Annotated in this window: 14 protein-coding genes; all 14 read right to left on the reverse strand. The window is 35.8% G+C overall.

Features of this window, described 5'->3' with window-relative positions; translation table 11 throughout:
- Nucleotides 1-22 precede the first annotated feature (22 nt).
- Complete coding sequence (locus FJR06_RS17750) at nt 23-1,183, reverse strand: glycosyltransferase family 1 protein (protein WP_168651925.1); 1,161 nt, start codon at nt 1,181-1,183, stop codon at nt 23-25.
- Nucleotides 1,184-1,237: 54 nt separating this feature from the next.
- Complete coding sequence (locus FJR06_RS17755) at nt 1,238-2,473, reverse strand: glycosyltransferase family 4 protein (RefSeq protein WP_015080993.1); 1,236 nt, start codon at nt 2,471-2,473, stop codon at nt 1,238-1,240.
- A 131-nt stretch (nt 2,474-2,604) separates the two neighbouring features.
- The gene (locus FJR06_RS17760; RefSeq protein ID WP_015080992.1) at nt 2,605-3,573 is read right to left on the reverse strand and encodes a glycosyl transferase family 14 protein; all 969 of its coding nucleotides are present in this window, start codon (nt 3,571-3,573) and stop codon (nt 2,605-2,607) included.
- Between the two features lie 56 nt (nt 3,574-3,629).
- Entirely contained in the window at nt 3,630-4,847 is a 1,218-nt protein-coding gene (locus tag FJR06_RS17765) for a glycosyltransferase family 4 protein (RefSeq protein ID WP_168651926.1), read from the reverse strand.
- Nucleotides 4,848-4,881: 34 nt separating this feature from the next.
- Complete coding sequence (locus tag FJR06_RS17770) at nt 4,882-5,937, reverse strand: glycosyltransferase family 2 protein (RefSeq protein ID WP_168651927.1); 1,056 nt, start codon at nt 5,935-5,937, stop codon at nt 4,882-4,884.
- Between the two features lie 92 nt (nt 5,938-6,029).
- Nucleotides 6,030-6,983 (reverse strand): glycosyltransferase family 2 protein, encoded by a 954-nt coding sequence (locus FJR06_RS17775; protein ID WP_168651928.1) that lies wholly within the window; start codon nt 6,981-6,983, stop codon nt 6,030-6,032.
- Between the two features lie 142 nt (nt 6,984-7,125).
- Complete coding sequence (locus FJR06_RS17780) at nt 7,126-7,311, reverse strand: alpha-1,2-fucosyltransferase (protein WP_217359791.1); 186 nt, start codon at nt 7,309-7,311, stop codon at nt 7,126-7,128.
- Nucleotides 7,312-7,367: 56 nt separating this feature from the next.
- Nucleotides 7,368-9,158, reverse strand: coding sequence for an ABC transporter ATP-binding protein (locus FJR06_RS17785; protein WP_168651929.1), 1,791 nt, complete (start codon nt 9,156-9,158; stop codon nt 7,368-7,370).
- Between the two features lie 367 nt (nt 9,159-9,525).
- Entirely contained in the window at nt 9,526-10,479 is a 954-nt protein-coding gene (locus FJR06_RS17790) for a glycosyltransferase (protein ID WP_015080986.1), read from the reverse strand.
- Nucleotide 10,480: 1 nt separating this feature from the next.
- Nucleotides 10,481-11,224, reverse strand: a complete 744-nt coding sequence (locus tag FJR06_RS17795) for a bifunctional 2-polyprenyl-6-hydroxyphenol methylase/3-demethylubiquinol 3-O-methyltransferase UbiG (protein ID WP_168651930.1) — start codon at nt 11,222-11,224, stop codon at nt 10,481-10,483.
- Nucleotides 11,225-11,245: 21 nt separating this feature from the next.
- Nucleotides 11,246-12,028, reverse strand: coding sequence for a phytanoyl-CoA dioxygenase family protein (locus FJR06_RS17800; RefSeq protein ID WP_168651931.1), 783 nt, complete (start codon nt 12,026-12,028; stop codon nt 11,246-11,248).
- Nucleotides 12,015-12,572: a GNAT family N-acetyltransferase gene (locus FJR06_RS17805; protein ID WP_015080984.1), complete on the reverse strand. Its 558-nt coding sequence runs from the start codon at nt 12,570-12,572 to the stop codon at nt 12,015-12,017. The genes FJR06_RS17800 and FJR06_RS17805 overlap by 14 nt, the downstream gene beginning before the upstream one ends.
- Nucleotides 12,573-12,584: 12 nt before the next feature.
- The gene (locus FJR06_RS17810; protein ID WP_168651932.1) at nt 12,585-13,538 is read right to left on the reverse strand and encodes a hypothetical protein; all 954 of its coding nucleotides are present in this window, start codon (nt 13,536-13,538) and stop codon (nt 12,585-12,587) included.
- Nucleotides 13,535-14,236: a WbqC family protein gene (locus FJR06_RS17815; RefSeq protein WP_168651933.1), complete on the reverse strand. Its 702-nt coding sequence runs from the start codon at nt 14,234-14,236 to the stop codon at nt 13,535-13,537. The genes FJR06_RS17810 and FJR06_RS17815 overlap by 4 nt, the downstream gene beginning before the upstream one ends.
- Nucleotides 14,237-14,238: the final 2 nt, after the last annotated feature.

Raw genomic sequence — 14,238 nt, forward strand, 5'->3', positions numbered from 1 at the left:
TTATTTAGAATAAAAAAGGCTTTCAGACTAAACTATTGTTTGTAACTACGAATTTTGACTGTTGATTTGTTAACTGCTCATAAATTGAAACCAAATGTTCTGCTGATTTTTGCCAAGTCAACTGTTTAGCTCTCACAAATCCCTGAGCAATCAACTTTTGCCGATAAATGGAATTCTGTTTGAGCTTAACTACAGTTTCAGAAATAGCTTGGATATCCATAGGCTCTAGAAGAATCCCCGCATTAGCCACCACTTCCGGCATTGATGAGACATTAGAAGTAATTACGGGTAGTCCGCACGCCATTGCTTCTAAAATTGTTAAACCAAAACCTTCATAAAGAGATGGTGCTAAGAGAACATCGGCTGCATTGTAAACTTGAAGCAGAATATTTTTATCAGCAATACCAAAATCAAGAATGTCTTGATCAAGATTATGTTCTTTGATAAAGGCTGTTTGCTCTGCCATAAATTTGCCTCCTGAGCGCCAAAGACGCACTGATATTCCTCTCTGTTTTAGAGTTTTTAGCACTTTTAAAACAGTAATGATGTTCTTTCGTTGGTGAGTTGAACCAACATTAAGTAAACAGATTTCTTCAGGTAATCTCTGATATTTTTGCCGAAAATATTTTATTTCTTCTGATGGTAATGGCTGAAACGATGCTTCAACTCCGTTGGGAACTACCACAATTTTATCTAATGCAATACCCAACCTTTCATGAGCATCCTTAGCTGTATTTGAGGAAACAGCAATGACACAATCAACATAACACATTCCTTTAACTGAAAATTGCCAAGATGCCATACTGAAAGCGGGAAAACGGGATTGTCCTTTGAGAATTTCTGGATAGACAAATTGCACTAAGTCGTGACAGGTAATAATAATAGGTTTGCCTTTCTTTTTCAACCAATAGGCAACATGAGCATTGGTATGATCAATAATGTGATAAATGTCTCCTTCTACCTGACAAACTTGTTGGGGATGATGCCAATAGCGTTCGTAATACTTGCGGATACCAGTGCCAGAGTGCCACAGGTTTTCTTGGCTTTTGCTCCAAGAATGGGGTGCAACCTCGACAATTTCCCAATTTGGACGGATTGCCTTTAATTCGGTAACTAAATTGTCAGCATAGACATCCATACTCAGAGCAACACCAGGTTCTCTACGAACAATCACTAACCGCATTGCATATCTCCAAATAAATTGATTTGATATCTCCACACAAGCAATGCCTATCTATTAGGCAAAGATTGAAAATTTTCGACGAGTTCCCAATCTTTGTCTAGTTTCAATTGCAACTTGATAACTCTTCTCCTGTAAATCTCCAATGCGCTCAAGATTATATTCCTGTAAAATTCGCTCACGAGCAGCTATTCCAATCTGAAAGCGTAGTTCTGGATTCTGCAACAGTTCGATCGTAGATTGAGTAATTTGTTGTGGGGAATTTGGTGTTACTAATCTTCCGCAAGCATCAGTGTTGATCATTTCAACCATACCGCTAGTAACACTGCCAATCACAGCACAACCAGCAGCCATTGCCTCTAAGCAAACTAAAGGGAAGTTATCAAACAAACTGGGAAAAATGCATACATCTGTCTGACTAAGCATGAATGGGATTTGAGTGTTGGGAACGGGTCCAATGAATTCGAGTGAGTGGCAATAAGGATGTAAAAGTTTTTCAAGATACTGCTGCATATTTTGCTTAGGATTAGGTGATTGCATTGCTTGTCCAACAAAACGAAATTTTGCATCCGGGCAATGTTTTAGGATATCTGGAATTGCTTGAGCAAGTTCGAGTACACCTTTTCTAATTTCCAAGCGCCCAACAAATGTGACAACCTGACTGGCTTTTTGTTCAATGGGAATACTTAGCGTCTCAGGAGAGGGAATATATGGAAGTGGAAAGATGTGTACTTTTTGGCGATCTAGTTTCCATTGCTTAATCAACAATTCACCAATCAGATTTGAGGGGGCAGCAATTACATCAGCATCATGAGCATGGCTCTTCTCAATGTTCTCAATCGAATGGGGATTAAGCCATTGATGGCAGGCACCAAGCTTCGCTCTGAGCTTGGGGAGAAACTCCGTTATGGTCGCTGCTTGAACCTGACGGAAAATTCCATTAGGAGTGTGAAGCTTGACGACTAGGGGAAGCTCAGGAACAAGGTGGATTCCTCCAGCCGCTTCAGCACCAAAGTCGGGTCCTTCTAAGACATCAAATTGAACTAAAGCATGATGTTTGGCAAAAACTGGAGCAATTTCGTGAGGAAATAGCTTTCTATTCTGAACTTGAATCCGATGAATCCTGACACCACTTGCTTCAATTTCCACACCTGAGCGATGGTGACTTGCTGTAAAAACTTCTACCAGATTTCCTCTGTTTTGCAACATATTGGCGGCTTGCCCCACATAGGTGGCAATCCCCCCACCTCCAGTATCTGGCGGGTAATCGTAGCTAATGAATGCAATCTTCATCTCTAAGCCTCTACTAAATTTCCAATAAATCAACTATTTTTGTGGATTTCAAATTTCTCGATATTTTTGATGCCAATAAATTTTCAAAACCTTGCAGTTTGAATTTTTCGAGGTGTCCTTAAATTCAATTTTCAACAAAGAAGATTCTTATCTATCAGATCAAGTAAGCGAGAAGATTTGTTTGTTGTAAATTTTCTAGCAAAGAAAAAGTCATAGTAACTAAAAGCTCCGCGGATTAATGATGTATCCATTAGGTTGCACAATTCTTTAGACATTCGCTGTTCGGTTGGTTTTCTATTTAAAGACAAGTCCTCAAGAAACTCATAATCATCTTCAGCAAAAATTCTCCCCTCAAAGTTTAGCGTAATATTTGAAACTTCGTGAGGCCACCTAATTTCATCTCGAAACCCTCCTGCTTTTTCCAGAAAAGGAGAGTTAGCTACAACTGTATGGAAAAAATGTTCATCAGGTGCGTGAGCATATTTATAAAAATTTATAAAAACTGGATTTTCTTCTAGATATTGCAAAATGAAAGCTGCACATTCAGGAGTAATTGCCCACCATTGGCTACCCCAAACTATTGAAACATTGTTTAGAGGCTTTTTTGTCACTCCTAAATGGAATATTTTTTGTAATACTCGTCTCAAGAATCTATCATTATAAAAAGGTTGGAAAGGTTCCATAAACCAGTAGTTAGTGAGTCGTTCTTTTGAGGGGAATGGTGATTCATTGAGGTCAGTAAGCTTAATAAATTCTCTATCAGGATTACTTTGCAAAAAATCATAGAATGTGGATACAGGTTTAATCGGATAATCAGAACCAGAGAGCAGCACCAAATGTGAAAAATTTTCTTTGGCAGCCAATGCAGCTTTAATAAGAGTCAAAGTTGCTTTGATCATTGTAATCCCTCCCCAATAGACTTTTATTCTCTCGGAAATAAAATCTACTGACTTCATTTCAGCAATATGTATATAGCTATCAATGTTTGTTTTTTGGTCTAAATGGATAAAAATATGAGCATTATAATCAATAGATTTGACTAATCTTTCCAAGTGAATTGGATCATGATGAGCTAACACTAAGTAGGCTATCTTAACCATGAGAGAAACTCCTTAACTGACAAAAATGCCAATTTAAATTTGAAAAATAACAGATTCTAATGATAGCTATCTTCAACGCCTTGTTTGATTCGTTCTATCACTTTCAAAAAAGCTTTGACTTCGCAGTAGATATCTTGTCCGTAAAAGACTTCTTTCGACTTTGTGCTGTACTGCTTGCGAGTCTCAATATCAATCATTTCTAGCATCCTGTCTGCTAAGACATCAGAATTACCACAAGGATAGACCAGACCATTGTAACAATGCCGAACTGTATCGTTATACCCCCAATTACCACAGCGATCGCTCAAAATAGGTGGACAACCTGAGACCATTGCTTCTGAAACTACAAGGGGATGAGGATCGATCCAAGATGTGACTACAAAAACATCCATCGCTGCATAGTAAAGCGGAATTTTGGTTTGATTCACAAAACCAAGGTTGATAACCTCTCCATTGCGAAGTTGACTAAGACGTTGATTAATCTCGGATTCTAAGTCACCTCCACCAATCATGATTCCTCTGACACGCGGATCACGTTGATGTGCTTTTTCTATAGCTTCAATAAATTCAAAGGGATTTTTCCGCTCTATATATTTACCTGCAAAACCATAGATTAAAGTATCCTCATTCCAACTAAGGTCTCGGCGAATTTTCCGAATTTCGTCTTGGTTTTGCCTAATTGATTGCTCAAATCGTTCACCATCTACGGGGTGACACCCACGGACAATTTTTTCGTCTGCAACACCATAATGACGCAGGTGGATTTCATTATGGTCGCCGCATGAAAGCCAATAATCTGCTAAGTTAAGCATCCAGGGGTAAAGAATCGCCATCATAATTTGCCGCGAGCGACTATAGCGACAATCGGACATGATGGTTGCATCGTTCTGCATGATTAAAGGAATGCCACGAAGTTTACACAGCAGAGCAGTTAATCGGTAAGAGTAATTAACAAAACTCTGCATAAAAATGGCATCTAAGTTATCTAGAGTGAGACTATTGAACAACTCTGGGCTGATAGCGTTCTTTTTTTGTTCGGATGGTACTCTTCCAGAAAAATCTTTGAGGTAATCATACTCGTAGCCACTCAATAAGTCAACATCCCAAGGTTGAGAATTTCCACCCAGTAGAACGTCACCACTCGCTTGGTTTTCATTGCACAGATAAAATACTTTGACTGAAAGACCCGCTTGTTCATTGAGCTTTTTCCATAGAGGACCGTGATGTTGAGTTGGATGGGTAAAAACAACGCCTAAACGAAATGGAGTCTTCATAAATCTGAATCTTTGATCAATAATTATTGGCGGCTTATTTAACTAATGTGCGAATTTTAATTAATATCCGATCAATTGTTTTTGGACGAAGGTGGGGAGCATATAACCAGGTAAAACCCAATTTTGCTAGTGGAACTGGCATCAGTCCAACCCAGAGAAAAAAGATGCTATAAATACATCGTTTCTGCCAGTTAAAGTCAGAATATTTCCAGAGAGACCGAAACCCCCAATAAATAAGTTGAAGTGAATTATCTGAAACAACAGGATGGACTTGAGGTTCTAGACGCAGCGATGCTAAACGTGACCACAAACGACCCAGGGATCTCTTTTCCAAGTCATTAGGAACTTCTAGACCGAACTCCTTAGCGCGTTGTAGCAGCAGAGAAAAGTTTTGCAAGTCATGTTGCACAAATCGGCGAAATCGGCTGCCGGAAACTGATGTCAACGCCCATTGGTTACTGTTGTGAATGCGATATAACCCAAGTGGTTCTTCAATGCCCACAACCTCACCATAAAATGGTGTTGAGATCATCAAATAGTCATCTGCTGTGGTCTTATAGTCATCGGGAATTGGGAAAACATTAGTTAGAGCAGTTCGACTGTAAGCATTACCACTCATGGGCGTACTTGTATAGCCACTGGTTTGGAGCAAATGTCGCCATACCTCTCCAGAAGATAACTTCGCTTCAGTCGTAGGAATGTAATATCCTAATGGTTGCTTTTCGGTATCTACGACTTGTAAGCGGTAGTGAACTTTGCCAACTCCCGGTTTCCATGCCTCTACAACCTGCTCAACTGCATTAGGCAAGAGACAGTCATCAGAATCAAGAAAAAGGATAATATCACCATGACTGGATGCAAAGCCACTATTTAGAGCCGCAGCTTGTTTACCGTTTTCTTGAAAGATGGGAATGATGCAATCGCCATATCCATCAATAATATTACGGGAATTGTCAGTTGAACCATCATCAACAACAATAATTTCAGTATGAGGATAGGTTTGGTTAATGGTGCTATTAATTGCTTCTGGGAGAAAGCGATCGTAGTTATAATTATTGATGATGATGCTAACAATTAACTTCTTATCCATAACTGTAACGCTTATTAATATTTCGGTGAATAGGAGAAACAGCTAAAATTTTTTAGGAGAGTAGTTGCTTTTAAGGTGAGATAATTATGAAACTAATCAACTATTTGAGTGAAGGACAAGCCTAAACGGATTGGTCTAGGTAGGTAAGTAATACTCAGCCTTAGTACAGCTTTCCAGGATAGAAATAAGCGTAACGATTCTTTAAATAATTGCCGAGCTTTTTCAATGTCGTTAAATTCCAATCTAGCCCTGCCACACCTATACAGCATATATGCTAACTGCTGTTCAATAAACTTTTGCCATTCAGGAAAGTAATTCGCTTGCAGCAAACTACGGTATATGAAAACTTCTGGCTCAAATTTATCAGCAGCCAGTCTAAGCGTTTCCATCTGGGGATGTGTTCTATAACGAGTTAAACGTTCCGCAACATAGTAAAATGGCTGACCACTGACTGCTAGTAAACAAGTAATCCAAAAATCATAAGCTCCAGAAACATTAGTAACGAGTAAATCGGTATCTAGAAACTCTTTTCGGAAAACAGATGCCTGTACAAGGGGAATTGTTTTGTTGAGCGCGAGATCGGTTGTGTTTCTTAACTCACCTTCAGAAAGTTTATCTCTTTTGAATATCTTTGTATTTCTATCGGTTTGTTGCATATCAATTTTGCCATCTTGAAGCATGATCCAATGATCGCTAAATGCTAATACGCGTCCAGAATCTTGCTCTAATGGCAATACTAGTCGAAACAAGAAATTAGGTTCCCAATAATCATCATCATTGAGAATAGCCACATATTTCCCTCTTGCTTCCAATATGGCAACACGGAGATTTAATGCTACACCAAGTCTCCGCTTGTTAGATCGATAACGAACTCGATCTGGTCTACTAACTGATTCGCAAATAGTTTTTGCAGCTTCGCTATCTGCATCGTCTGTAACAATAATTTCATAGGACTCAAATGTTTGTGCTAAAACGCTCTCGATAGCCTCTCGGATAAACTCAACTCGTTTAAAAACAGTGACAATGACTGTTACCAGCGGTTCCATATTACTTAATCCTCTTATTATAGGCTCTTATTTTGTTTGGCAAAGGTATTGTTGAAGGAAAACCAAGAGTTTTTTAGCCGCCCGAAAACAGTGATTTAGATATTGCGGAAGACTTAAGGATGGGATGTTTAGGTAATCCAATTCAACCAGGTGGAAGAAAGTCAGATAAAACAGATTGTTGATTATTCCAAGGTTCGGGGCGAACTATCAACTTATCTTTATGCTCTGATAACCAAGCACCCCACCAACTAAAGGTGCTGTTTGCAATCACAAAATGCTTACATTGACTCATTAAATACAAGGATTTTGCAGGTGTAAATCCTTCCACATAAATAACTTGACACGGAGATAATTTTTAAATCGGATGAAAAATGACATAATTTCTTATCTTTCTACAATCACTTCCTGGTAACTGCCTGATTTGAGAATTCGACCCTGTTCAAGTTGATAAATACAATCGCAATGCTCAATTGTGGAAAGACGGTGAGCAATAATAATGATTGTCTTACTACCAGCTAAAGCTTTTGTTGCTTCAGTAATCAGATGTTCTGTTTCAGTATCTAAAGCGGCGGTGGCTTCATCAAAAACCAGTATTTCTCTTTCGTGATAAAGCACCCTCGCAATTCCAACCCTTTGGCGTTGTCCTCCTGATAAAAGAACTCCCCGTTCACCAATAATAGTTTTCACTCCATCTGGAAGTTGCTCGACTACCTCGCCAAGTTGAGCCATTGCAATCGCTTTCTTTAATTTATTTTGGTCAATTAAATGATCAGCAACCCCATAAGCAATATTTCGCTCAAGGGTATCATCAATCAAAAATATAGATTGGGGAACATAGCCAAGCATATTTTGCCAGGCGCGTAAATTGCTATAAATTGAAACTCCGTCAACTTTGATATCTCCAAATTCAGGGATAAAAAGACCCAGAATAACATCAACCAAAGTGGTTTTACCAGCACCAGACTTACCAATTAGTCCAATAGACTCTCCCTTGCGAATAGATAGGGAAATATCTTCTAGTACATTTCTTGTAGTGTTTGGATAGTGAAAAGTGAGCTTATCTAAAATAACTCTATCAGAAAACTGAAATGTTTGCTGCCCTTTTGGCAATAATTTGTTAGAAACTCTAGCAGAATCAAAGTTACTTATCAGCTTTTCTTTTTCCAATTCTTTAAGGTCAAAGAATAGCTGATCAAGAGAATAACTGTTACCTCTAATTACATTAATGCCAGAGATTAAATTTCCAACTGCTGGTAGCAGACGAACCGAAGCGAGCGCAAAAATTCCTAAAACCCCAGTCAGATTTTGCGTTTTATCTTGATTTAAGGTGATAAATAAAAATGTAAAGCCTATTAAGAAGCTCATCATTAATGGCTCAAGTACAAAGCGGGGAAGATTACCATAGGATGAAGCTAAAGTGTTACTTTTGGCATAAATTTTTGATTGCTCCTCCATCTGATCCTCAAAATAGGATTCGCAACCAATAATACGAGTTTCTTTCAATCCCCCTAATCCATGATTTGTAATCCGAATCATCTCCCCATAAGCATGAAACCCCTCTTTACTCCAACGAGCTAAACGGTCTTTCATTGGATGCAACAATCCAAAAGAAATAAGTAGCAGCACCGCAATAAGAATTAAAGCGATCGCATTAGTTTTGATTAAAAGCAGCATTAATGCCAGGACGATTACAGTATTAGAGATAAATGTCAAAGATGTAGATACTACACCAATAGAAACGGCATCTGTTGTGTTAGTGATATTCTGAATAAGTGTTGCTGAATTAATCTGTAGGTGGTAGCCATAAGGAGCTTCGATATATGATTTTAGGAGTTTACAAGATAGTTCTCTTTTTAAACTAGAGCTAAATTTGAACACTGCTTTTTGAGCATTAAAAGCCAAGAATGCTTTTAGATAAAAGGCAATAATAACTACAGATCCTAGAATGATCAAAAATTGCTGCTCAGAGTTAAAATGCAACTGTTTGTAAATTAAATCTAACCAGTAAATACTTTTGATTGCATCTGGACTGACAGCGATCGCAATAAATGGAGAAATCATTCCAGTTCCAAAAACTTCTAAGCCAGAAACAAGGATGAATAGGAAAAGCATCGCTATCAGCGACTTATGATTTCCTTTTGTGATATATAACAGCTTGGAGAGAAAATGAGTCATTAGTGCTTAATACCTGATGAATTTGATTTATAAAAAGAGGTATCTAAAATTAGGTTATTCAGAAAATTGGGGAATCTTTCTTTATGATTTATAGAACCTATTTGGTATCTTTTACGATGTAGAGAAATCAAACCAAAAGGTGAGGTAAATATGCTCAAGTAGCTTGACGGATGAAGAGTGGTTAATCATAGAACCGCCATTGCCAAAGAAAAAGCTGACTCGTCCGCAGACATGGACTAAACGAGAAATCTTAAAATCTTAGATGGTATTTTCTATCAACTCAGAACCGGATGTAATTGGGGAGACTTACCCAAAGATATGCCTTTCTACTTAATTATGTACGTGTACAGACTAAAGGATTTTGTTTTTATATGTGTACCAAATGGTCGCGCAATTCTCTGATAGCAGAACGGCAAAGCCTAAGAATTTTTTTAGGTACTTGCCTATAATCTTCACCATGGCTGTGAATTAACAAAAGATAGTGGTATATTAAGAAGACTTTTATTTGTTTTGAGTTAGCTGCACTATAAACAACGTTCTTGATTGATCTTAAAGTAGCTTGTCTTAGACTTGATTGACTTATAGTGGCAGATTTATTAATTATTTTCCAAAACTCATAGGTTTGCTGATGGATTCGTGTCATACCCTTGGGCGTGTTGCATAAGTTCGAGTATACACCTCCTTGATGAATGCGATAAACACTCATTATCTCATTGAGATATCTTATCTTTCCGTGTTGTGCTGCGATTAGGTATAGTCCATAATCTCCAAAAGGAAGAGAAGCAAACCAATCAGGCAGATTTTGAATCAAATTTGTCTTGATTACAACTGAAGCAGTTGCAATATAGTTGATTCCTTTAAGGAGGTTATCCAAAGTGCTAACTTCTGGGGTTAAATCATCACTATTTAGTCGATTTTTTTCGGGATAATACTCATTAATAACTGCGGCGTTATGAAAGCAAATGGCAAAGTCAGGGTTAGCTTCCAAAAAATCAACTTGTTTTTGCAGTTTAAGAGGATCTGTCCAATAGTCATCACCGTCACAGAGGGCAATATACTTAGATTTGGGAGTGGTAATTAAGTCAATACAATTTTGTGCTGCTCCTACATTTTTTTCTTGTAAAATTAGTTTTATCAAGTCAGGGTATTTATTCTTGTACTCTAATAAAATTTCTCTTGTACCATCTGTCGAAAAATCATCTGCGATAATTATCTCCCATGCAAAATCAACTTTTTGCACAAGGAACCCATCAATTGCTTGTTTTATGAAGTTCACATGATTGTATGTTGTCGAACAAACTGATAGTAAAGGAACATCCATCTTATTTACCCTTTTCACACATTAAAAAAATACTTGAACATAAATCAGGATATTGTTGTCCCAGTTGATAACAACCTTCCAAATATTCTGGGGAAATTATATCTGTACTTAATAATCTATCCCATTGAAAATTGGCAAGTGCTTTAAAAAATATTCCAGAGCGGTGAATTACATTTAACCCAGCAGCTTTTGCATCTCTTTCTAGAGTATCAAATGTATAGGTAATTCTATGTCCATGTTCTGCTTCTGCGGTTGTCACGGCTGAATTATGACTTATTGAACCCATTTTCACCACTATTTGTCGTGAAGGTGCATTTGCATTTGGACAAACTAAAAAGAACCTGCCAGTATCAGATAACCATTCATCATTGATTCTTTTCATCACCAAAATTGGATCATCAAGATGTTCTAAAACATGAGTTAATACAATATTTTCATATTTGCTTGGAAGAGTAACAGCTTCAAAGGTCGAATTTATAAATTTGACTTTTTCTCCAAATTCTTTTTTGGCAATATCAATAGCTTCATTTGATGCTTCAACACAGGTAATATCTTTAAAAATAGGTAACAATCTCCTCGTAAGATCTCCCTTAAAACTTCCTAATTCCATTATATTGCCTACACGAAAAAATGGAGTAAATGACTTAATCATGAAAGGATGAATTACATCTAAATCGAAATCATAAATATATTGGTGATTAGATGTGTCTTTCCATTCTTGGTTGTAATCTCTGTTTGTACTCATAGTTTTAAACTCCAGTTACTATTAATCTTGTCCTGGACGATAAAAACGATTTTCTGGTTTCTGATACCATTCACCAAGTGTTGATGGAGTTCGAGAAAAGAAACCTATTACTTGTTGTAACCGAGAACTCATTTTTTCTAATTTATCATACCCTACAGCCCTTGGGTAATCTAACTGTTGTTTCATAAATGGTTTTGTCAAAGTTATAGTTATTGCTCTTCTGTCCTGATCGGTTTTGTTAATCCCTGCTGCGTGCCATAAATTTGAATTAAAAAATAAAATATCTCCTTTTTTGCCTAAAGCTCTATCCGATATATCATAAAATTCTTTTTCAGTTGGTTTTTCGTCCTGCTTATGAGATCCAGATAACAGATAAGTAGCTCCGTTCTCCAAAGTAAAATCATCCAGCATGATTAACAAATTAAGCATCAATGGAAATTCACCTGAAAAAAATCGGACATCTCTATGAATATTTGCTACATAAGACGGCTTTTCAGGTAGATTTATAACACCTCCATAGCTATTAAGAATAAAATTGCCATTGAAATAATCTTTAATAAAATTAAATATTTCTGATTGGCATATTTTATCAATCACGTTTATATAAACCATCTCATTAGATGCAATTAAATGATGAACTGTTCCATCTGTAACGGCATCTATACCATTTTCAATCTGAATCTTTCTACACAAATCATAACTTCTTGCAAGAGAGAGATTAATTTTATCAACAAACTTATCATCGAAGACAGAATCTATGATAGTAAATCCGTATTCTAGTAAACTATTTTTATGGCTGTTCATGATTATTTGCTCCATATATGTCCATGAATTCCTCTCTTAAAATACCTAAAAATATTTTATCAACAAATTCACCATTCCTAAAGTACCAATTTCTTAAAACACCTTCTTTTTTCCATCTACATTTATTCATGAATAGATTCAAAGATGGCTGATTATTGGCAATAATAGTTGTTTCTAATCTATTTAATCTTAATTCATTAAAGGCATAATTCATTATAGCCACAACTACATTATAACCGTATCCTTTACCCCGATAGTTTTTATCCAATAATAAACCATGTTCAGCATTACCATCCTTATAATTGATATTAATAAGATTTGCCATTCCAATTGGAACATTATTTTCATTGAGAATGATAAATCTTTGATTGTTAGAATTACATGAAAGAGATTTATACCAAGTTTGTTGATCATTCATACTAGTTGGAAAATGCCAACCTCCAAGCATATATTGAATTTCTGGATCATTTGCCCATACTTGAAGTTGTTTTAAGTCTTCTGCTTCTATAGCTATTAATATAACCTTTTCACCGTGAATGTTCATTCAATTCTACCTTTAATATTGTTCAAATATAATCGTTACTATTTTGCTTAAATCATCTTCAGCATATCTTTGATCTATTGGTAGATGAATTATATTAGTAGTAAATTTATATTCAATATTATCTTCATCAACCCAATCCAAAACATTAGACCAATATTGTGCTGTATATACTCTATTTTCAATCAAGATTTTCCTAATAGTTAAATCATCTGTATAAAATGGATAAACCATAGGAACTTGATCCAAATTGAGTTTAAAATCTATTTTATTTAAATCTTTTAGAGCAATATATAAATAATTATAATTGTCTCTCCTACAAGCAGCAACATCTTGATAGTCTATTGAACTCAGCATTCTTTGAGTCAACTTTGACATCCTCAAAATAGGCATATTAGACAATGATTTATCATTGTTTATAAAGAATGAATAACCATTTTCTGCACTCACATCAACTCTACGAAGGAGGTGTGCAAACCTTCCATAAGAAATATCTTGTTCCAATTCTCTTTGAATAATCTTAGTAGTGTATAAATATGCTCCATCAGCAACACCAAAGAACTTTCGAGGTGAATAAAATGTATCAGTATCTTCTAAAGGTTCTGCATAAAAGGCTTGGGCATTATCTATGATTAAATTAGCACACCTCATTTTTAAAGTATAGATAAAGTCATCTTTAAGCCCAAAGTAATTTGTATATAAAAAACATTCGTCTTCTTTAATTAAAGAAAAGTCAAATATGGGTTCAAATTTTTCATTAATAAAATAGAATTCATGCAATAAACCTAATTTTTTGATCGGTTCTAATAGAGCATCGCAAGTGTAATAAGGTAAATATATTTTCTTGTAAAATTTTGATACCAAGATATACTCTAAGGCATTTCTTCCAGTATTTAAACGGATAGCTTCAGAATGATATTCATTTTTCTTATCAAGTTCCAAGCCAAAATATCCACCTATTGCATTCATATTAATTCATACTCCTGTAGCATTTCTCTTGTTTTTTCAACTGAATTAAACATTAAAACATCAATAATTGAAAGCCAAGGAACAAACTGATTTTCAAATTGTTTGTATTCTACTAATTTGGGTTTGATAAAAGATAATGTTATACCATTTTCTTTAAATACATCTTTTGAGTATAATGTCTCTCCTCCAATTGAATTTATGTAATGTTTCGAGTCCAAGCATTTATTTATAGCAATAACTCGTTCTTCTCCTTTCAATGTATTATCTTTATCAATTTCTGAAGAAATATAAAATTGTGTCCCTATATCTAAATAATTGCAAATCAGTATTAAGCTTTGTGTGATCATATCTGATATATTCAGTTCGTCAGTCAATAGTATACACTCTAATAATTTTTTGGTATTTGAGTAAAAGGGAGCTTTTGAGTAAGCAGAGTCAACTATTCTGAAGAATTTTTCTTTATCTTTATCGAACTTATTTGTAAAATATCTCTGATTGATGTTCAAAAAACTAGAGTCGTTCTTGATGCTAAATGTAAATAGATGGGCTTGTGTATTTAAGAGAATTCTGTTTCTATTTATCCACCCACCTTTTATATACTGTACATCATCATGGATGATAAATTTGTCTACTGTATTTATAAGTTGAAAATATCCAAAGTACGGAAAAAGGTATGGTTGCATTATTGCCAGTTTCATAA

Origin of the sequence: Dolichospermum sp. UHCC 0352 (assembly GCF_009711925.1) — a bacterium.
Taxonomy (GTDB): Bacteria; Cyanobacteriota; Cyanobacteriia; order Cyanobacteriales; family Nostocaceae; genus Dolichospermum; species Dolichospermum lemmermannii.

What these genes read in the sequence shown, in the direction of transcription:
- FJR06_RS17770 (WP_168651927.1), bottom strand. Translation starts at nt 5,937, where the DNA reads ATGGATAAGAAGTTAATTGTTAGCATCATCATCAATAATTATAACTAC.
- FJR06_RS17755 (WP_015080993.1), bottom strand. Translation starts at nt 2,473, where the DNA reads ATGAAGATTGCATTCATTAGCTACGATTACCCGCCAGATACTGGAGGT.
- FJR06_RS17785 (WP_168651929.1), bottom strand. Translation starts at nt 9,158, where the DNA reads ATGACTCATTTTCTCTCCAAGCTGTTATATATCACAAAAGGAAATCAT.
- FJR06_RS17815 (WP_168651933.1), bottom strand. Translation starts at nt 14,236, where the DNA reads ATGAAACTGGCAATAATGCAACCATACCTTTTTCCGTACTTTGGATAT.
- FJR06_RS17750 (WP_168651925.1), bottom strand. Translation starts at nt 1,183, where the DNA reads ATGCGGTTAGTGATTGTTCGTAGAGAACCTGGTGTTGCTCTGAGTATG.
- FJR06_RS17810 (WP_168651932.1), bottom strand. Translation starts at nt 13,538, where the DNA reads ATGAATGCAATAGGTGGATATTTTGGCTTGGAACTTGATAAGAAAAAT.
- FJR06_RS17775 (WP_168651928.1), bottom strand. Translation starts at nt 6,983, where the DNA reads ATGGAACCGCTGGTAACAGTCATTGTCACTGTTTTTAAACGAGTTGAG.
- FJR06_RS17800 (WP_168651931.1), bottom strand. Translation starts at nt 12,028, where the DNA reads ATGAACAGCCATAAAAATAGTTTACTAGAATACGGATTTACTATCATA.
- FJR06_RS17805 (WP_015080984.1), bottom strand. Translation starts at nt 12,572, where the DNA reads ATGAACATTCACGGTGAAAAGGTTATATTAATAGCTATAGAAGCAGAA.
- FJR06_RS17790 (WP_015080986.1), bottom strand. Translation starts at nt 10,479, where the DNA reads ATGGATGTTCCTTTACTATCAGTTTGTTCGACAACATACAATCATGTG.
- FJR06_RS17795 (WP_168651930.1), bottom strand. Translation starts at nt 11,224, where the DNA reads ATGAGTACAAACAGAGATTACAACCAAGAATGGAAAGACACATCTAAT.
- FJR06_RS17765 (WP_168651926.1), bottom strand. Translation starts at nt 4,847, where the DNA reads ATGAAGACTCCATTTCGTTTAGGCGTTGTTTTTACCCATCCAACTCAA.
- FJR06_RS17760 (WP_015080992.1), bottom strand. Translation starts at nt 3,573, where the DNA reads ATGGTTAAGATAGCCTACTTAGTGTTAGCTCATCATGATCCAATTCAC.